The organism is Streptococcus sp. FSL R7-0212, assembly GCF_038007985.1.
In the GTDB taxonomy this organism is placed as follows: Bacteria; Bacillota; Bacilli; order Lactobacillales; family Streptococcaceae; genus Streptococcus; species Streptococcus parauberis.
Genome location: NZ_JBBOYF010000001.1, coordinates 1,474,443 through 1,492,571 on the forward strand (window position 1 = coordinate 1,474,443; position 18,129 = coordinate 1,492,571).

The following is an 18,129-nucleotide window of genomic DNA, read 5'->3' on the forward strand; positions in this document are numbered from 1 at the left end:
TCCTTTGGATTGTTCAGATTGCAAGCCTTCTTGGTCTTTTTATGAGCTTTTCCTGTCAAACCAAACGATTGCCTTTTTTACCTTTTTTAACTATAGGTCTATTTATTATCATGAACAATTAAAAAGACCGAGGTTTCCCTCAGCCTTGTGAACTATTTATTAAAAAACTGGACTTGTTTCCATCATGCCAGCTTGTAATTGATACATCTTGTGGTAAGACCCTTTTTTAGCTAGTAAGTCTTCATGGCTTCCGCTTTCAATTATTTTGCCTTTTTCTAGAACATAGATACAATTAGCATCTTGAATTGTTGATAAGCGATGGGCAATTGCAATCGTTGTTCTACCTTTACGCATTTTTTCTAATGAGTGTTGGACAATTTGTTCTGTCGCAGAATCAATATTTGCTGTAGCTTCATCTAATATCAAAATTTTAGGTTGACTTGCAACCGTTCTAGCAAATGCTAATAGTTGACGTTGACCAGTTGAGAAACTAGATCCACGTTCGGTAACCTTAGCATCATATCCATCAGGTAATTTTTGAATGAACTGATCTGCATCAACAAATTCTGCTGCAGACATAACTTCTTCATCACTTAAATCTTGATACATTTTAATATTGGAAGCAATTGTTCCATGATATAAAAATGGATCTTGTAAGACTAGTCCAATTGCTTGACGCAATGATTTTTGACTGAATTGTCGAATATCTTTGCCATCTAACAATACCTGTCCCGTTTGGAACTCATAAAAGCGCATAAAGACATTGATAATTGATGATTTACCAGACCCAGTTGATCCAACAAAAGCAATTGTTTCACCTTTGTTAACTTTGAAAGAGATGTCATCGAGAATCTTATTTTTGCCATCGTATGAAAAGGAGACATTTCTAAATTCGATATTTCCGTCGGTGACTTCAAAGCCATTATCTTCTTGACTTGGTTCATAACCTTTTTCATCAATTAATTTGAATACACGGCCTGCCGATACCATAGAAGTCTGCAGGGTCGAAAAGTTTTGGGTTACTTCAATCAGTGGATCAAAGAGGCGGTTAATATATTGAATAAAGGCATACATTAAACCTGCTGTTAAGCCACCTTCTAAGCCATTGAAACCAAAGTAGGCCATTAAGACTGCATAAGCAAGCAACTTGAGCAGGGACATAGCTGGTCTTAAAAAGATACTATCTAAGGCAACTGATTTATTAGCATAAAATACATGTTCTTCATTGATTGCTTCAAATTCGGCTTTAAGACGTTCTTCTTGGCCAAACGCCTGAATGATTCGAATCCCTTCAATACTTTCAGCAAGTTTGGAGTTGATATCACTTAGCAAACTTCTGGTTTTAGCAATTACTTGAACTGATTTTTTACGATAGATATTAACAAGGATGAAAATGAAAGGGAGAAATATTAAGACAATTCCAGTTAACTTAGCATCCAACATTAGCATCGTGTAGAGGGTTACTGTAAAAATGAAAATTGCGGAAATGAAACTTGAAAGAATTCCCGAAAACATGTCACTGATAGCTTCTGTATCATTTGTGATACGAGAGACGATTGAGCCTGAGGGAGTTTTATCAAAATAAGACATTCCTAGTTTTTCCATATTGGCAAAGGCATCGTGACGAATATCTCTGACTATTGAATAGGATACTTTAGCAAAGTATAAATTACCGAAATACTGAATCAAACTTTGTAATACATATAGGGCATAGTATCCAATTAGGATGAAAAAGGCTTTATCATTGATATGTATTAAAAAATGGTCAATGAAGTATGAAGCAACTAAGGGGATTAAACTCTTAATGACTGTTGTTAGTAAAAGTAAGCCCAAAGCTAAGGCTGTTAGTAATTTGTATGGTTTCAAATAGCTTAAGAGGCGTTTGAAAATTTGCCATTGATTACTCTTGTACATTTTCTTCTGCCTCCATTTCCATTTGTTGTGATACGTATGTTTTTGCATACCAACCATCTGCTTTGATTAAATCATCATGTTTTCCACGTTCAATAATATGACCATTTTTCATGACTAAGATGATATCGGCATGAACAACTGCACTTAAGCGGTGAGCTGTAATAATAGTTGTTTTATCTTGTCTTGTTTCTTTTAAGTTTTCAATGATAGCATGTTCTGTCTTAGCATCGACAGCTGACAAGGAATCATCTAATATCAGGATTGGAGGATTAAGAACCATGGCACGACTCATTGCAATCCTTTGTTTTTGACCACCAGAAAGTGACACACCTTTTTCACCAATTAAGGTATCAAAGCCATTTGGCATATCTGTTATATCATCATAAACCTGAGATAAACGAGTTGCTTCTTCAATCTCGTCTCTTGGAATACTTGGGTCTCCAAAACTAACATTTTCTAAAATTGATGTTGCAAAGAGAAACTGGTCTTGAGGGACATAACCAATTAATCCTCTTAAATCTTTCAAACGGTAGTCTTTAATATTATGACCATTGAGTGAAATTGAACCATTTGTGACATCATATTCTCTGAGCAAGAGTTTAATTAAGCTTGTTTTACCAGATCCAGTCTGACCAACTAATCCTAGTGTTTGCCCTTTTTCCAAAGTGAAGTGAATGTCATCTAAAGTTGGTTCGTCTTCATATTGGAAATCATTGATATCGTAAACCAAGGAACCATTTGAGATAGACTCAATCGGATTTGTACTTTCTTGGACATCAGATTCTTCTGCAAGTAATTTGTCAATACGATCATAGGAAACTGAACCACGTTGAATCATATTAAATAAGAAACCAACTGCCATTAAAGGCCAGACTAACATATCCAGGTAAGAAATAAAAGTTACTAGGCTACCAATGGTTACTTGTCCAGCTTTGATCATGTATGCACCAACTAGGAGTGTTAAGACATATGATCCACCAATAAATAATAAAACCAATGGGTCAAACATAACATCATAAGTCATTGTTTTAATATTTTTGCGGAAGGTTGCTTGGTTTATCTCTTGGAATGAGTGCAATTCTTCAGTTTGGTAACCAAATGATTTTGTCACTTTAATGCCTGATACACTTTCTTGGACCTTGTTGTTAAGATCTGAGAAGGCTGCCTGTGATTCACCAAAAGCTTTGTGGGTCTTCCGACCAAGTCGACTGGTAGCGTATGCCATTAACGGCAAAGGAAGAACAGCAATCAAGGTCATCTGCCATGAAATTGAGAAAAACATGGTAACTAAGGTGACGATAGCTGTAATCGAAGCATCAACAGCCGACATAACACCTCCACCTGCTAAACGGGTTAGGGAATTAATGTCATTTGTTGCATGGGCCATCAGGTCACCTGTACGGTAATGTTGGTAGAAAGATGGCGACATCTGTGTGAAGTGATCAAATAGTCTAAATCGCATGATTCGACCTAAACGGTAAGAAGTTCCGAAGATACAAATCCGCCAAATATATCTTAAAATATACATAGCTACTGCTGCTAAAACTAGCCAGAGTATTTGCCATAATAATTGATTTTTTGATAAATTGCCACTAGTTATGCCGTCAATGACATGGCCCATAATTTTTGGTGGAATCAGATTGAGTAAAGCAACTAAGCTCAGGGTCAAGATTCCTATCAAGTATGGTTTCTTCTCTTGTTTAAAGAACCACCATAAATTTTTTATAATTGACATAGGTCACCTTTCGTAAGTAAAATTTTCAAATAGTTTAATCATAGAATTTTGCTTAAAAAGTCCTCCCTAGTTAGAGAGAACTTTTTTATCTAACAAATTTCATTTTAACATATCGATAGACAAAATAGGCAATCAATGCACCTAATGCATTTGTCCAAATGTCATCGATTTTAAAAACCCGATTGGCATCGATGGCTAAATCAAGTAGTAATTGAGTCACTTCAATAGTTAAACTGATAAATAGTCCTAGGACAAAACTTTTGCGATACCCATGCCATTTATCTGTCAGGAAATGAAGTAAAAAGACTAAAGGAAAGAGCAAAAGCATATTCATTACATTTTGAAGAGTGAACCAGAATAATTCAAAGAGACTCACAGCTTTGGTCATGCTGACAATTGTATTAAACGGGATCAATAAGAGGCGTAATCTCCCCCACATAATGATATTAGGAGTATGAATACTATCAAATAATTTTGGTTGGGGTGTAAAACACATGACAGCAATTGCAATTGCATAAGCAGTCAGTGCTAGCCAGATAATCGTTCGATGATGAAGCAGATTTTTGAGATTTTTGGGTAGAGCCATTGTTATTTAGCTGCATCCGCGACAGCTTCTTGTCTGTCTTTCTTCATTGTATTTGAACGCAATTGCCCACAAGCTGCATCAATATCAGTACCATGTTCTTGACGAACAACACAGTTAACCCCAGTTTTCTTAAGGACATCATAAAATGCTGAAACGCGTTCTTTAGGACTTCTACTATATTGATCATGTTCAGATACTGGATTGTAAGGAATGAGATTCACATAGCAAAGTTTACGAATATTTTTTGTTAAATCAGCTAACTCTTTTGCTTGTTCAACACCATCATTAACTTCATTTAACATAATGTACTCAAAAGTTACACGTCGATTTGTTGTTTCAATGTAGTATTCAATCGCAGCAAATAACTTTTCAAGTGGGAATGAACGATTGATTCGCATTATTTGTGAACGTAGGTCATTGTTTGGTGCATGTAAAGAGACAGCTAAGTTTACTTGAACACCTTCATTAGCGAATTCTCTGATTTTATGTGCTAAACCAGAAGTTGACACAGTAATATGACGTGCACCAATAGCTAAACCATTATCATCATTGATTGTACGAAGGAATTTCATAACATTTGTATAGTTATCAAATGGTTCACCAATTCCCATAACAACGACGTGACTAACACGTTCGTCCTTACCACGCTCGTCAAAGTATTTTTGGACTAACATAATTTGGGCAGTAATTTCTCCACTATTTAAGTCGCGTTGTTTTTTGATTAAACCGCTGGCGCAAAATGTACACCCAATATTACAGCCAACTTGTGTTGTCACACAAACCGAATGACCATAGTGCTGACGCATCAATACTGTTTCAATCAGCATACCGTCTGGCAGCTCAAATAAATATTTGACAGTACCATCTGCCGATTCTTGAACAATACGTTGTTTCAAAGGATTGACACAGAAGTTGTCATTCAAAAGAGCAATGAAGTCCTTTGAAATATTTGTCATTTCTTCGAAGCTGTCTACACGTTTTTTATATAGCCAGTCCCAAATTTGTGTTGCTCTAAATTTCTTTTGGCCATTTTCAATTGCCCAAGAAATCAGTTCATCACGTGTTAAGCTGTAAATTGATGGTTTCATGGATTAATTATCCTTCTTTCTGATTATAAAATGACCTGTTTTATCATTTGATTCTTTTGGTATGTTTGAACGTTCAGATAAACGATTACGACCTGGATTTTTCTCTTGTCGTTTTTTCCGAGAAAACACTTGTTTATCTTTTGCTCTGTTTTCGTTTTTTGGATTATTTGCTTTATTTGCTGGCTTTTGTTTTGGTGATTCTGATTTTCTGGTTTCATCAACTTTAGGCTCAGTTTTTCTAGAATTTGACCGTCTAGAATTAGGTTTTCTAGAATCTGATTTGCGACTATCAGATTTTTTCGACTCAGCTTTAACTGCATTTGGTTTTCTTGAGTCATTTGTTCGTGAATCGGTACCTTTTGTATCGTTTGAATTTGTGCGAGACTTGTTTGATCGATTAGAACGTTTACGACGCGGAGCTCTCTCTTCTTCAAATTTTATTTCCTGAGGTGCTGGATTTTCTAAGACAAAATAAGCACAACCAAAATTACAAAATTCTTTGATATAGTCATCTAAACGTGAGATACGACTTGATTTTCTAATGTCGTTTTCGTCCTTGTAAAAACCCCTTAATCGAAGTTGTTCATTGCCCCAATCACCAACAATATAATCGTATTTTAATAAGATTTCTGTAAAGCGTTGACCAAAATTAGTTGTATTAAAAGCATCTTTGACATTTTCTAAGATGATAAATTCAATAGCATCACTTTTAACATGGTTGTCAAAATGAATGAACTCAGGACCAGGGAATTTATTATAGTTGTACATCTCTGGTAAAATTTCTTTTTTCATTGGTCTCCTTTCTCAATTAATTTTGTTTTATATAGTTAGCTATGACTTGACGTAATAAATCTGGGAATAACAATTGAACCGACTGTTTTTTAATCGACTGGAAATAAGCTGCAAAATAGTATTGATCGACGACCACTAATTTGACCTTATCCAATTTACCCATAACTTTATCATTATACACTATTTTTCCAGATTTGTAAGTAAATCCAGAGCAGACAATTTGACCGAATTTCTTCCCACGGAAGCCCATGCCTCTAATTTCCTGTTCTTTTAATAATTCGCCTTGCGTAAAAATATCTTGACAAATAGTTAATAAGTCCCTTTGACTAACCTCCATCACAGCCAAACGCATTTGGTGAGGTAAACTAGAATGCAAACTACCTTCCGTTAGCTGTTGAGCAAAGGGCTGAACCATTAATCCTGAATTGATGATACAAATGTCCGCTTGGGCATAGTCCAGCATAGCATCCATCAATAGCTCCAAGGATTGCTCTATAGTTAGACCTTGTTCAAACTCCTTCAATTCTTGATGTTGGAGAATTGCTCTGCCTTGATCATTTAATTCTTGGATGAAGTCAGCATCCTCTGGGTGACTTTGATAGTGACTGGTCTCATGCGCAACAATTTCAATCTCTTGCAAACGATGCTTATCCAAACGTAAATTAATCTCACCAACATACTGACCGTATTTGCCAGCGGCAGCTAAGTAGGTCCCATTTAGACAGGCGCCGTCTTCGAAGACATGATGGGTATGAGCACCAATAATCAAGTCAACATTATCACATTCTTCAGTGATTTTCTCATCTAGGCGGATGCCAAGATGGCTGATAATTATCCGCATATCTGCGCTAGCAACTTCTTCAATAGCCAAGTCCCGTTTCAAACAAGCTATGGGATCTTGAACTTGCCAGCCGTTTGGAGTATAGGTTTTATAATAAGGGAAAGTGTAGGCCAAAAAGGCGATGCGGGTGCCTTCCTTAGTGGTGTGGATTTGGTAAGGTGTTGCCCAATCAGGTCGCCCATTTTCATCTTGTAAATTATTGAGAATAACTGTGAATTCTGCTTGGTCATAAACTTGGTTTAAATCAGCTTTTGATAAGCCAACTCCTTCGTTATTTCCAATTGTCGCATATTGAATGCCTAAACGATTCATGAGTTGCACATTTGCCTTACCATGGGTCGCATCAGTTAGAGGATGACTGGAATCAATATTGTCCCCAATATCCAATTTAATGACTTCGGTGGAAGTTTCGGAAGCAGACTTAAAAAACCTTTCCAATTTTGGATAAGCTTCAAAGTGTGAATGCAAATCGTTTAAATGCAAAATTCTTAACTGTTCCACCATTATTCCCCTTTTAAGACTAGTCAGTTTTCTTTTTATTATAACATGATAGTGCTATTAAATCTGATAACAAAAATGATAAATAAGCAATAAAAAACGAAGACAATATTTCGTCTTCGTCAGATTTTAAGGCTATTTTAGAGAACTGAATTACCAGTTGTATTTATCAACGTTATCTTTTTTAACTAAGTAAATTGGAGAAACTGTTGATTTTTCAACTTTTTTACCTTGATAGTGGTCAATTGCTGCTTGGATTGCAATTTCACCCATTTTAGCTGGTTGTTGTGCAATTGTAGCTGTGATATCACCTTTTTTTATGGCATCGTGTGCATCTGGTTGTCCATCAATACCAATAATCATCACATCTTTAAGTCCAGCAGATTTAGCAGCTTGTGCAGCACCTAGTGCCATTTCATCATTTTGAGCAAAGATAACTTGTACATCTTTGTTACCTTGGATCATATTTTGAGCTGTGTTTAACGCTTTAGCACGGTCAAAGTTTGCTGATTGGCTTGAAAGAATATCAAGTTTTGTTTTAGCAATATCATTAAAACCTTTACCACGGTCTACAGTTGCAGAAGCTCCAGGTACCCCTGATAATTCAAAAGTTTTAGCTTTTTCACCAAGTTCTTTAACGGCAAATTCAGCAGCCATTTTACCTGCAGCAACATTATCAGAAGCAACAGTTGTTAAAACGTCGCCACCTTCACTACCACGGTCAATTAAGATTACTGGAATGTTTGCTGAGTTAGCTGCTTTGATTGAAGTAACAACAGCTTTTGAGTCAACTGGGTTGATTAAGATAGCATCAACATTTTGGCTAATAAAGTTTTGAATATCGTCAGCTTGGCGCGCTGCATCATCTTGTGCATCAGCAACTTTTAAGCTAACTTTTTTGTCTTTTGCATATGAATCAAGACCATCTTTCATTGATACGAAATATGGGTTGTTTGTTGTTGAAATTGAAACACCTAATTTAAGATCTTTGGCAGCTTTTTTAGTTACTTCTTTTGAAGAAGAACCTGATGAGTTACCTAAGCCTGTTTTTCCACATGCGCCTAGAACTAATACTAATGACATTAATAAAGCAAAGAAACCAAGTTTTTTTCCAAATTTCATTTTTTTATTCCTCCAGAATAATAGTCGTGTTATAGAAATAATAGTGTTCTAAAATGTCTATGAGACATTATTAGTTACTTTAAAACGATCAAGGAGAACTGCAATTAAAATAACTACCCCTTTTACTACTTGTTGCCAGAAAGCTGATACCCCAATGATATTTAAACCATTATTTAGAACGCCGATGATTAAGGCACCAATCAGTGTTCCAAGGATGCGACCTTTACCTCCTGAAAGTGAAGTTCCACCAAGGACAACTGCCGCAATAGCATCCATTTCATAGCTAGCTCCAGCAGTTGGCTGTGCAGAACTTAAACGTGATGTAATGATTAAGCCAGACATAGCTGCCATCATACCAGAAATAGTATAGATAATGATTTTAACTTTATTCAACTTAACACCTGAGATATATGCTGCTTTTTCATTACCTCCTAGCGCATATACAGATTTCCCAAAAGCAGTTTTATGTAATAGAACATACAAAATAAGAAAAATAATAAACATGAGGATAACTGGGAATGGTACACCTAAGAGATAGCCTTGACCTAAGAATTGGAAAAAGAAACTATCTGATGGCACTGCACCCAATAAATGAGACACAAGAAAAACACTCCTGTAGAATTCTAGTAAAATAGAATCAGGAGTGTTTTATTATGGTCAAAAAAGCTTACTCGTTAGAAACCAAATTAGCCTGTATTGAAATGAAGAAATCAGGTAAGCCCGAAAAAGTTATTATGGATAGACTTGGTATTAAAAATAAAAGCCAGATATATACATGGTGGCGCTGGTATCAAAAAGGAGAAACGTATCGTTTTCATCAACCTGTAGGTAAGCAATATACTTACGGTCAAGGAATGGAACAGTTATCAGAAGTTGAGCAATTAAAACTACAAGTTGAACTTTTAAAAAAGTATCAAAGCTTGATGAGAAAATCGATAAAGTAACACTCATCAAGCTTGTTGATTACTACAGATATCAGTATCCATTAGGTTTTATTCTGGACTGTTTTAAGGTCTCACGCTCAACCTATTATCGGTGGAAATCTAATATCAAGCCTCCTATTCATGATAGTCTTATCGAAAAAGTTGAAGAGCTCTGCTTAAAATATAAGTTTATATATGGTTATAGAACCATTACAAGTCTTCTAAAGAAAGAGTTTGGGATTAATGCCAATGTAAAGAAAGTCTATCGTATCATGAAGAGCAGAGGGTGGCTATGTCGCACTAGAATAAAGAAGTCCCCTAAATTAGGTAGGCCATACTACGTCACAGACAATAAGCTAGACCGTGACTTTAAGGCAACCAGACCATTACAAAAACTAGTTACAGATATTACTTATCTCAACTTTGGAAAAACTACCTTATACTTGTCATCTATTATGGACCTTTATAATCGTGAAATTGTGGCCTATACTATTTCAGATACACAGGACAATGATCTTGTACTTGATACCCTTAATCAACTTGATTTAGAATCAGGAGTCCTATTACACAGTGATCAAGGATCTGTCTATACATCACATGCTTACTATCTCGCTTGTATTGAAAAAGGCATTACCTGAAAAGGCAACACTTTTCTGAACAATTTTTATAAAGTGCTTTTTAAGCGATAATTCGTTTGGTCATGGGAGTTTGGTAGTTAAGACTACCATGAATGCGATGATAGTTCCACCAGTGGACATAATCTTTCGTTTTGAGGGCTAATTCTTCTAGTGATTGAAAGGTTTCTTGGTTGATAAACTCCAGTTTGAAGGAACGATAGGTACTCTCAGCGACGGCATTGTCATAGGGACAACCAGCCTGACTGAGAGAACGGGTGATTCCAAAAGCTTCAAGCATCTCATCAATCAGCTGATTGTCAAACTCCTTGCCACGATCAGAATGGAACAACTTGACCTTGGTTAGTGCATAAGGGATGCTTTGAATGGCTTGTTTAACGAGCTCCGCAGTCTTGTGCCAGCCAACGGACAATCCTATGATTTCACGATTAAAGAGGTCAATGATGAGACAAACGTAAGCCCAGCGCCTATCCACACGGACGTAAGTCAAGTCGGTCACCAGGGCTTCCAGTGGTCTTTCTTGGTCGAATTGCCTGTCTAGGCGGTTTGGAATAGGAGCTTCGTTCTTCCCTCTAGAATGCGGTTTGAAGGCTGCTTTCTGATAAACGGATACCAAGTGGAGTCTCTCCATGATGCGACGAATCCGACGGCGAGAGAGTATGATGCCGTCCTTTTCTAAGCATTTCTTGATTTTTCTAGCCCCATATCTGGACTTGCTCTCAAAGAAAATATAGGTAATTTTATCCTCGAGATCAGCCTCTGACACAGGATCTACAACTTGGTAGTAGTAACTTGAGCGCGGGATGTTCAGCCAACGACACATAGCTGAAATGCTGTATTTATCCTTGTTTGCAGTGATTACTTGTCTTTTCGTGCCATAATCACTGCCGCTTGCTTTAGGATGTCTAATTGCATTTCGAGTTCTTTATTGCGTTTTCTGAGTTGAATCAGTTCCCGTTGTTCATCTGTCATATTATCAACAGACTTGAAGGAACCCGTTAGTTTGTCTTGTCTGACCCACTTATCGAAGGTTGAGGGCGTTAACTCATATTCTTTGATAAGCTCACTTCGTTTCATTCCAGCATTGTGCAAGTCAACGATTTGTTGCTTAAAATCATCGGTGAAGTGGCGACGTATTTTTCTAGACATATCTGTTCTCCTGTTTTCTTTAGTGTAGAACACTTTATAAATTCTGTCTAGTTTAGTGTAACCGATTCAACCCGCTCAATGTCTCGAAAAGGGACACCTGCAGATAACGCCTGTATTGAATGGTTTCACTCCGCTTTAAAGACTGAAACCTTTTATCTCCAAGATAGGAGAAAACACAACAAAGTTAGTATAACAAATATTGTTAAAAATTACATAACATTTTATAATGAAACTAGAATTCAACGTCATTTAAAAAACCAATCTCCTGTTCAATTCAGAAAATTGGTTTCATAAGAGTGTTTTTCTTCTGTCCCACTATTGGGGTGCAGTGCCGATAACCCTTTTGTTATTGGGTTCCCATTTGAATAAACAAGTGTTGCTCCTCGGAAAATAGTCATGGTAGCAAGAGTTACGATAAATGGTGCTAATTTTCCATAAGCAATTAAGAGTCCATTTAACATCCCAAAGATACCACCTAAACCTAAGGCTAAAATAATCGCCACGCCGACTGGTACGCCCTTACCAATTAATCCAGCTGTTAAGGCGCTAGATAAGGCAAGAATGGAACCAACAGATAAATCAATGCCACCTGTCAAGATAACAAATGTCATCCCAAAAGCAATAAACCCATTTGCTGTAACTTGCAGAAGTAAATTCATTAAGTTATTAGTAGTTAAAAAGTTTGGATTAAGTAATGTAATGATAATCATTAATCCAATTAAAGCAACCAGAGTTGTTAACTCTGACATATATTTCATGACTTGTTTCAACTTATTGTCCTCCTGTAGCTAGTTGCATAACACTTTCTTGATTAGCTTCTGCCCGTGATAGTTGTCCTGTAATTTTACCTTCATGCATGACGATAATGCGGTCACTAACTCCAAGAATTTCAGGTAAGTCTGAGGAAACCATGATAATTGGTACTCCTCTGTCGGTTAGTTCATTCATCAATTGGTAAATTTCTCGTTTAGCACCAACATCGACACCACGAGTGGGTTCATCAAGGATTAAAACTTTAGGTGCTATTCCAATCCATTTAGCCAGTACAACTTTTTGCTGATTTCCTCCTGACAGATTACCAACTAGGGTCTTTGGCTGACCTGTTTTGATGCGTAAGCGATCAATCAGTTGCTGAACAAAAATAGTACTAGTCTTTTCATCAAAGAATCCTTTTTGACTGAAGTCTTTGGTACTTGGTAGTGTCATGTTATCTTTAATTGAGAAATCAAGGATTAGGCCTTCATCCTTACGATTTTCAGTTAGGAAACCAATGCCTTTTTGAATGGCTTGTGCTGGGTTAGAAATGGTAATTTCTTGACCGTTTACTTTAACTGTCCCAGAAACTTTTTTATCCAGTCCAAAAATAGCTCGCATAACTTCGGTCCGACCTGCACCCATTAACCCAGAAAAACCAATAATTTCGCCTTTTCTGACACTAAATGAGACATCTTTAAACATCTCACCTGTGAAGTTTGAGACTTCAAAAACGACATCACCAATCTCTGTCTGACGGTCAGGATAATAGTCACCCAATTCGCGACCTACCATTTTTTTAACGAGTTCATTAGATGTTGTTTCAGCAGTTTTAGTAGTATCAACAGCGATACCATCACGCATAACGGTTACTAAATCTGTAATTTTAAAAATTTCTTCCATCCTGTGTGAGATGTAAACAATTCCCACACCTTGGTTTTTCAAATCATTAATAACTCGAAACAGATTTTCAGTTTCACGGTCAGTTAAAGCCGCAGTCGGCTCGTCCATTATCAATAAAGATAATTTATTAAGAAGACACTTGGCAATTTCAATCATTTGCTGTTGCCCAACAGATAATTCTCCAATTGGTCGATTTAATGGAATCGAAACACCAAGTTTTTTAAAGGCTTCTAAGGCTTTTGCTTTCATTGCTTTTTGATTCAATAGACCAAAACTACCTTTAATCTCGCGACCTAAAAATAAATTTTCTAACACTGTCATTTCTGACCAAGTATTCATCTCTTGATGGATAAAAGAAATCCCAAATTCTTCAGCTTCCTGTGGGTTGCTAAAGGTCATTTCTTGATCATCAATTAGGATTGTTCCTGTAGTAGCCGGAAATAGACCTGTTAAGATATTCATTAAGGTTGATTTCCCAGCACCATTTTCACCCATCAAGGCATGAACTTGACCAGACTCCAAAACTAAATCGATTTTTTCAAGTACCTTATTAGCACCAAATGTTTTGGAAATGTCTTTCATTTCAATTCTCATGAGAACCTCTTCTATATTGTTACTCCTGATTGTAGGATGATATTCGAGTATGGTGTGTTTTCACCAGTTCTAACAACTGCTTTGACCTCTTTATTCAGCTCTTTCAATTCTTCATGACTGACATACTCGACAGTCACATCTTGATCGAGCTTATTCAATAATTCTTTCAATTGTTTTGGATTTTGCTCTTTAATTTCTTCAGCAAGGAGAACTTTTTCAACCAAGATATTTTCAAGATAAACATCAACCACATCTTGGAAACTTGGTGTCCCCTGTGTTAAAGATAAATCAATTTTCTTGACGCCATTTGGAACTGGTAAGCCTAAGTCACCAATGCAGACGCGATCAGTATGTCCCAAATCATCAGCTAATTTAGCTAAATCACTATTTAAAATTCCAGTTTTCTTCATATTTTTCATGACCTTTCATTTCTTCAAGAGTTGGCATTCCACCTTGCGCACCAAATTTTTGAACAGATATATGGGAAGCTAAGGTAGCAAAACGAATGGCTTCTTTAATTTCTAACCCTTTAGCAAGAGCAAAGCCAAAGGCTCCGTTAAAGGTATCACCAGCACCTGTCGTATCCACTGCATCCGCTATAATAGCTGAAATGTGTTGCACTTCTTCTCCGTCAAAGTACATAGCGCCTTCTTTTCCGAGTGTCACAATCAACTTATTCGGATAATCATGTAAAATATCTTCAAGTGAACGAGCCGGAAAAAGTTCCATACATTCATGATGGTTTGGTGTCATAAAATCAACAATTGAAATCATCTCCAAGTCAGTTTCACGAGAAGGAGCCGGATTATAGAGAACTTTAACCCCATGATCATGACAGAATTTTGCAATTGCTAAATTGGCATTGTGGGGAATTTCGTTTTGTAAAATAACTAAATCAGACTCTGTCAGTAAATCCCACTCTGCTTGCCATTGATTAGGATCAACGAGACCATTTGCACCAGGACAATAGATAATCCGATTGTCCTGGTGGTAAAGAGTAATTTGGGCAATTCCACATGATGATGGTACCGTTCCCACACACTCTACAGATAAATGATTATCTTGCAGGTTTTGTTTGAGAATCGGAGCAAATGAATCCTGACCGAGACAACCAATCATGGCTATCTGATCTCGGCTGTCACTCAATCGTCCGACAGCAACAGCTTGGTTAGCTCCTTTACCCCCAGGTACCATTGAAAAACGATCGCCAAAAACAGTTTCTCCTTCTTCTGCAATGCGACTTGTTTCCATAACTAAGTCCATTGAAATACTACCAATAATTACTATACGAGTCATATTATCTCCTTAAAGTTTCTCGTTCAACAAAGTGGACAGGTAATTTAATGCGTTTTTCTTTAATTGGCATCTGATTTGAAATCTTATAAATCAGTTCTGCGGCATTGCGTCCCATTCGATAAGATGGTTGATGAATAGTTGATAAGGATGGGTAAATCAACTTACTTATTAAAATATCATCATAGCCAACAACTTGAACATCCTCAGGGATTTTTTTCCCTCTTGAAAACAATTCATGGAAGTAAGCAATAGCATGAATATCAGATGGGGCGATGATTGAATCAACATTTGGATATGTATCAAGAGCCATTCTAGCTTCTTCAATAATGTCATCAAAATCAAAGGTTTGACTATCACTGATATGAGTTGTCACTTCTTTGCGAGATAGATAATCTAAACTGGCGAAATAACGTTGATTAGTGATATTGGAATGTCCCATTGGACCTTTAACGAGGAGAACATTATGCGCTCCAGCGTTGGTTACAGCCTGTGCGGCTAACTTACCACCAGCTTCATTATCAGCAAAAACAGCATACTCTGTATCTTCTTCAACCCGGTCAACTACTACCACTGGAATAGCCAAGTTTGGGTATTTTTTTGTAAAATCATGTGTTGTAATAATACCAGCTGCGTTGCTTTGCAATAAGGTATTAATATAATCTTCTTCGAGCTGGGCACTCCCACCAATATTGCCAAATAAAATCCGATAGTCATGTTCTTTTAAAAATATCTCAGCACCTCTAGCAACCCTAGGGAAGAAAGGGTTAGAAATATCTGGTAAAAGTAAGCCAACTAGCTGATTTTTCTTTGTCTTTAAGGATTGGGCAATCATATTAGGACTATAATTGAGTTTTTCAATAGCGTCCTTAATCCGGTCTCTTGCTTGCTCCGAAACATATCCATTTTGTGAGATATATCTAGAAACAGTAGATTTTGAAACACCAGCTTCTGCAGCAACCTCTTTTATCGTAGACATAAATCCTCCCAAGATGTGTGGAACCGTTCTCACATATATTATTGTAACCGTTTTCTTTTATCTTGTCAATTTAAATTTGTATAGATTTAATAAAAATTTTTGAATGACTAGAACCTGATTCTTATCAGAAGAATCAAAATTCATATAGCCCTAACACATACAGCTTCTCTTCTTTACTGTTATCAGTAAAAATCCAGAATTTGTCTAATATCTTTTCCCACAAAAAAACCAATCTCTTGGGATTGGTTTACTTTTTCAGATAACTGATTGCGTCATCGACTGTCTTGACTGGAACAATCTTCATTTTTGTTTTTAATTGCTTAGCAGCTTCTAAGGCTTCTTTATAATTAGTTATTGCTTTTGGATCAACTTTTTTGACACGCGGATCAACTGGATTATTAGGAACGAAGAAAATCTCTGCCCCTTCTTTAGCAGCCGCAACTACTTTTAAGCCTGCACCACCAATATCACCAACTTTACCTTCTTGGTCAATTGTACCAGTACCAGCAATATTACGCCCCTTACGTAAATCTTCTTTATTGATTTGGTCAAGAATATCAAGGGTGAACATCAAACCAGCACTTGGACCACCAACGCCTTCAGTTGTAAAATCAATTTTTTCTTTAGTGTGTACTTTGGTATGGTCAGTTAAGCTGATTCCAATCCCATTTTTACCATTTTTCAACTTAATAATTTTACCATTGGCTGATTTATCTTTACCATTACTGGTATATTGGACACTGACTTTATCCCCCAACTTCATGGCAGACACAAACTTAATCAAATCAGCTGAACTCTTAAAGTGTTTTTGATTAACACTTGTAACTGTATCAGCAATATTCAAAACCCCTTTAAGAGAAGAATTTTTACTGACATCAAGAACATAAACACCTAAGTAGTCAAGGGAAACAGGTTTACCAGCTTTTTTGAGAGCTTGATAAACAGCACCATTTTGTGAAGTTTCCATATAGAATTGATTAATTCTCATGTAGTCTGCATCACTATAGCCACCAGTAGTTGCTTCTGCTGATGAAATCTCTGTAAATGGTGTTGCCCAAGCATAGAGAATTTGTGCAAATGTCGCATGACTAATACTTACAGCAACAAAATTATAAGACCCTTTTTCCTTGTCTTTTTGTTCATTTACCTTAAGGACACTACGGATATCATAGGCACCACCAGGCATTTCAATATAATAAGGTAGAGGATAAAATAGTGAAAAACCAATTGCAATGACAGCAATAATGCCCAATAACCAGATTTTTAATTTATTATTTTTCTTCATTCATTTGCTCCAAATAGGAAATTACTGATTGGGGTACTAAACCTTCAATTGATGAATTAAAGTGAATCAATTCTTTAACACGGCTTGAACTAATTGGTTGCATATTGTTTCTAGCAATTAAGTAAACCGTATCAATGCTTGGGTCTAGACGATGGTTAAAATACTCCAAATTTGATTCATACTCAAAATCAGTTGGATTACGAAGCCCTCTGACCATATGAGTCACCTCTAATTCCTTAGCTAAATCAACAGCTAAGCGATTATCTGTCCAAACGACAGAAACATTATCATAGCTTGCTAAAGCTTCCTCTAAGACCATAATTCGACCTTCTAAATCTAAGAAACCCGCTTTATTTGTATTGTAGAAGATACCAACGTAAAGCTTGTCAAAAAGCTGACTAGCCCGATCAATGATATCCATATGCCCATTTGTGACTGGATCAAAGGATCCAGAATAGAGTCCAATTTTATTTGACATAGACTGTTACCTTACTAATTCCATATACTTTTTCTTTCCAGATACCTAAGGAAGCTACTTCCTCTGGTAAACTTACCATTTTATCCGTTTCACAAACGACCATCACATCATCAGAAAGAAGTCCTTTTTGTTCAAGTGCTTCAATGGTCTCGACAATCTCTTCCATGGCATATGGTGGGTCAAGAAAAACCAAATCGAAAGCCTGATCCAATTTCATTATTGCTTTTTTTGCATCCATTTTTAGGAGGGTAAATTGTTCTTCCGACTTGGTCATTTTGATGTTTTCTTTGATGATCGCTTGCGCGCCCCTATCACGTTCAACTAAGGTAGCACTAGCCATTCCCCGAGAGACAGCTTCAATCGAGAGCCCTCCAGAACCAGCAAAGAGGTCTAGAACACGGCCGCCTTCAAAGTAGGGACCAATCATATTAAACATGGCACCTCGAACCTTGTCTGATGTAGGTCGAGTCGTTTTTCCTGGGAGGGTCTTTAGGGGACGGCCTCCAAATTCACCTGATACAATTCTCATAGTCCCTATTATAACAAAATTATAGACCAAAC

Annotated in this window: 16 protein-coding genes and 4 pseudogenes; 3 read left to right on the plus strand and 17 right to left on the minus strand. The window is 36.7% G+C overall.

Annotated features, from left to right (window positions below):
- Window positions 1-159 precede the first annotated feature (159 nt).
- The 8 genes and pseudogenes from MKY69_RS07485 to MKY69_RS07520 form a co-directional block, all read right to left on the minus strand.
- A complete protein-coding gene (locus MKY69_RS07485; protein WP_003104916.1) occupies window positions 160-1,914 on the minus strand; it encodes an ABC transporter ATP-binding protein in 1,755 nt (584 codons plus the stop codon).
- A complete protein-coding gene (locus MKY69_RS07490; RefSeq protein ID WP_003103266.1) occupies window positions 1,901-3,649 on the minus strand; it encodes an ABC transporter ATP-binding protein in 1,749 nt (582 codons plus the stop codon). Before MKY69_RS07490 ends, MKY69_RS07485 begins: the two co-directional genes overlap by 14 nt.
- Before the next feature lie 85 nt (window positions 3,650-3,734).
- Entirely contained in the window at window positions 3,735-4,235 is a 501-nt protein-coding gene (locus MKY69_RS07495) for a VanZ family protein (protein WP_340791293.1), read from the minus strand.
- Between the two features lie 2 nt (window positions 4,236-4,237).
- A complete protein-coding gene (rlmN, locus tag MKY69_RS07500; RefSeq protein WP_003108164.1) occupies window positions 4,238-5,323 on the minus strand; it encodes a 23S rRNA (adenine(2503)-C(2))-methyltransferase RlmN in 1,086 nt (361 codons plus the stop codon).
- A gap of 390 nt (window positions 5,324-5,713) precedes the next feature.
- Window positions 5,714-6,115 (minus strand): annotated as a pseudogene (locus MKY69_RS07505) (YutD family protein); the annotation flags it as partial.
- Window positions 6,116-6,131: 16 nt separating this feature from the next.
- Window positions 6,132-7,460, minus strand: coding sequence for a bifunctional metallophosphatase/5'-nucleotidase (locus MKY69_RS07510; protein ID WP_003107326.1), 1,329 nt, complete (start codon window positions 7,458-7,460; stop codon window positions 6,132-6,134).
- Window positions 7,461-7,607: 147 nt separating this feature from the next.
- Window positions 7,608-8,576 carry a substrate-binding domain-containing protein gene (locus MKY69_RS07515; RefSeq protein WP_003108162.1) on the minus strand — a complete coding sequence of 323 codons (969 nt, stop codon included), beginning with the start codon at window positions 8,574-8,576 and terminating at the stop codon, window positions 7,608-7,610.
- 57 nt (window positions 8,577-8,633) lie between these two features.
- Window positions 8,634-9,149: pseudogene (locus MKY69_RS07520) on the minus strand (ABC transporter permease subunit); the annotation flags it as partial.
- A gap of 80 nt (window positions 9,150-9,229) precedes the next feature.
- Between MKY69_RS07520 and MKY69_RS07525 the strand changes: the two are divergent.
- Both MKY69_RS07525 and MKY69_RS07530 read left to right on the plus strand, forming a co-directional pair.
- Window positions 9,230-9,520 (plus strand): IS3 family transposase, encoded by a 291-nt coding sequence (locus MKY69_RS07525; protein ID WP_003106754.1) that lies wholly within the window; start codon window positions 9,230-9,232, stop codon window positions 9,518-9,520.
- A gap of 5 nt (window positions 9,521-9,525) precedes the next feature.
- On the plus strand, window positions 9,526-10,137 hold the full coding sequence (locus tag MKY69_RS07530) for an IS3 family transposase (protein WP_340791905.1): 612 nt from the start codon (window positions 9,526-9,528) through the stop codon (window positions 10,135-10,137).
- A 40-nt stretch (window positions 10,138-10,177) separates the two neighbouring features.
- Here MKY69_RS07530 and MKY69_RS07535 read toward each other — a convergent pair.
- Window positions 10,178-11,283 (minus strand): IS3 family transposase gene (locus MKY69_RS07535; RefSeq protein ID WP_100083757.1). Its coding sequence is split into 2 segments (ribosomal slippage): window positions 10,178-11,007 and window positions 11,007-11,283, totalling 1,107 coding nucleotides; the frame shifts between segments, so codons are not numbered across the junction.
- 72 nt (window positions 11,284-11,355) lie between these two features.
- On the opposite strand from MKY69_RS07535, the pseudogene MKY69_RS07540 reads away from it, so the two are divergent.
- Window positions 11,356-11,577, plus strand: a pseudogene (locus MKY69_RS07540) (IS3 family transposase); the annotation flags it as partial.
- A gap of 38 nt (window positions 11,578-11,615) precedes the next feature.
- On the opposite strand, the pseudogene MKY69_RS07545 reads toward MKY69_RS07540, so the two are convergent.
- The 8 genes and pseudogenes from MKY69_RS07545 to rsmD form a co-directional block, all read right to left on the minus strand.
- A pseudogene (locus tag MKY69_RS07545) lies at window positions 11,616-12,053 on the minus strand (ABC transporter permease); the annotation flags it as partial.
- A 1-nt stretch (window position 12,054) separates the two neighbouring features.
- Complete coding sequence (locus MKY69_RS07550; protein ID WP_340791295.1) at window positions 12,055-13,533, minus strand: sugar ABC transporter ATP-binding protein; 1,479 nt, start codon at window positions 13,531-13,533, stop codon at window positions 12,055-12,057.
- A gap of 11 nt (window positions 13,534-13,544) precedes the next feature.
- Window positions 13,545-13,943, minus strand: coding sequence for a D-ribose pyranase (gene rbsD, locus MKY69_RS07555; protein ID WP_003102489.1), 399 nt, complete (start codon window positions 13,941-13,943; stop codon window positions 13,545-13,547).
- Window positions 13,918-14,829, minus strand: a complete 912-nt coding sequence (rbsK, locus tag MKY69_RS07560; RefSeq protein ID WP_003103508.1) for a ribokinase — start codon at window positions 14,827-14,829, stop codon at window positions 13,918-13,920. The genes rbsD and rbsK overlap by 26 nt, the downstream gene beginning before the upstream one ends.
- Window position 14,830: 1 nt before the next feature.
- On the minus strand, window positions 14,831-15,805 hold the full coding sequence (locus tag MKY69_RS07565; RefSeq protein WP_003108157.1) for a LacI family DNA-binding transcriptional regulator: 975 nt from the start codon (window positions 15,803-15,805) through the stop codon (window positions 14,831-14,833).
- 247 nt (window positions 15,806-16,052) lie between these two features.
- Window positions 16,053-17,090 (minus strand): SepM family pheromone-processing serine protease, encoded by a 1,038-nt coding sequence (locus MKY69_RS07570; protein ID WP_003106043.1) that lies wholly within the window; start codon window positions 17,088-17,090, stop codon window positions 16,053-16,055.
- Complete coding sequence (coaD, locus tag MKY69_RS07575) at window positions 17,077-17,568, minus strand: pantetheine-phosphate adenylyltransferase (protein WP_003103109.1); 492 nt, start codon at window positions 17,566-17,568, stop codon at window positions 17,077-17,079. The genes MKY69_RS07570 and coaD overlap by 14 nt, the downstream gene beginning before the upstream one ends.
- Complete coding sequence (rsmD, locus tag MKY69_RS07580) at window positions 17,558-18,097, minus strand: 16S rRNA (guanine(966)-N(2))-methyltransferase RsmD (RefSeq protein WP_003108156.1); 540 nt, start codon at window positions 18,095-18,097, stop codon at window positions 17,558-17,560. The genes coaD and rsmD overlap by 11 nt, the downstream gene beginning before the upstream one ends.
- Window positions 18,098-18,129: the final 32 nt, after the last annotated feature.

Excerpts from the sequence above, each read along its gene's own strand:
- rsmD (WP_003108156.1), bottom strand. The coding sequence starts at position 18,097 with ATGAGAATTGTATCAGGTGAATTTGGAGGCCGTCCCCTAAAGACCCTC.
- rbsK (WP_003103508.1), bottom strand. The coding sequence starts at position 14,829 with ATGACTCGTATAGTAATTATTGGTAGTATTTCAATGGACTTAGTTATG.
- MKY69_RS07490 (WP_003103266.1), bottom strand. The coding sequence starts at position 3,649 with ATGTCAATTATAAAAAATTTATGGTGGTTCTTTAAACAAGAGAAGAAA.
- MKY69_RS07515 (WP_003108162.1), bottom strand. The coding sequence starts at position 8,576 with ATGAAATTTGGAAAAAAACTTGGTTTCTTTGCTTTATTAATGTCATTA.
- MKY69_RS07565 (WP_003108157.1), bottom strand. The coding sequence starts at position 15,805 with ATGTCTACGATAAAAGAGGTTGCTGCAGAAGCTGGTGTTTCAAAATCT.
- MKY69_RS07485 (WP_003104916.1), bottom strand. The coding sequence starts at position 1,914 with ATGTACAAGAGTAATCAATGGCAAATTTTCAAACGCCTCTTAAGCTAT.
- MKY69_RS07550 (WP_340791295.1), bottom strand. The coding sequence starts at position 13,533 with ATGAGAATTGAAATGAAAGACATTTCCAAAACATTTGGTGCTAATAAG.
- MKY69_RS07525 (WP_003106754.1), top strand. The coding sequence starts at position 9,230 with ATGGTCAAAAAAGCTTACTCGTTAGAAACCAAATTAGCCTGTATTGAA.
- MKY69_RS07495 (WP_340791293.1), bottom strand. The coding sequence starts at position 4,235 with ATGGCTCTACCCAAAAATCTCAAAAATCTGCTTCATCATCGAACGATT.
- rlmN (WP_003108164.1), bottom strand. The coding sequence starts at position 5,323 with ATGAAACCATCAATTTACAGCTTAACACGTGATGAACTGATTTCTTGG.
- rbsD (WP_003102489.1), bottom strand. The coding sequence starts at position 13,943 with ATGAAGAAAACTGGAATTTTAAATAGTGATTTAGCTAAATTAGCTGAT.
- coaD (WP_003103109.1), bottom strand. The coding sequence starts at position 17,568 with ATGTCAAATAAAATTGGACTCTATTCTGGATCCTTTGATCCAGTCACA.
- MKY69_RS07510 (WP_003107326.1), bottom strand. The coding sequence starts at position 7,460 with ATGGTGGAACAGTTAAGAATTTTGCATTTAAACGATTTGCATTCACAC.
- MKY69_RS07570 (WP_003106043.1), bottom strand. The coding sequence starts at position 17,090 with ATGAAGAAAAATAATAAATTAAAAATCTGGTTATTGGGCATTATTGCT.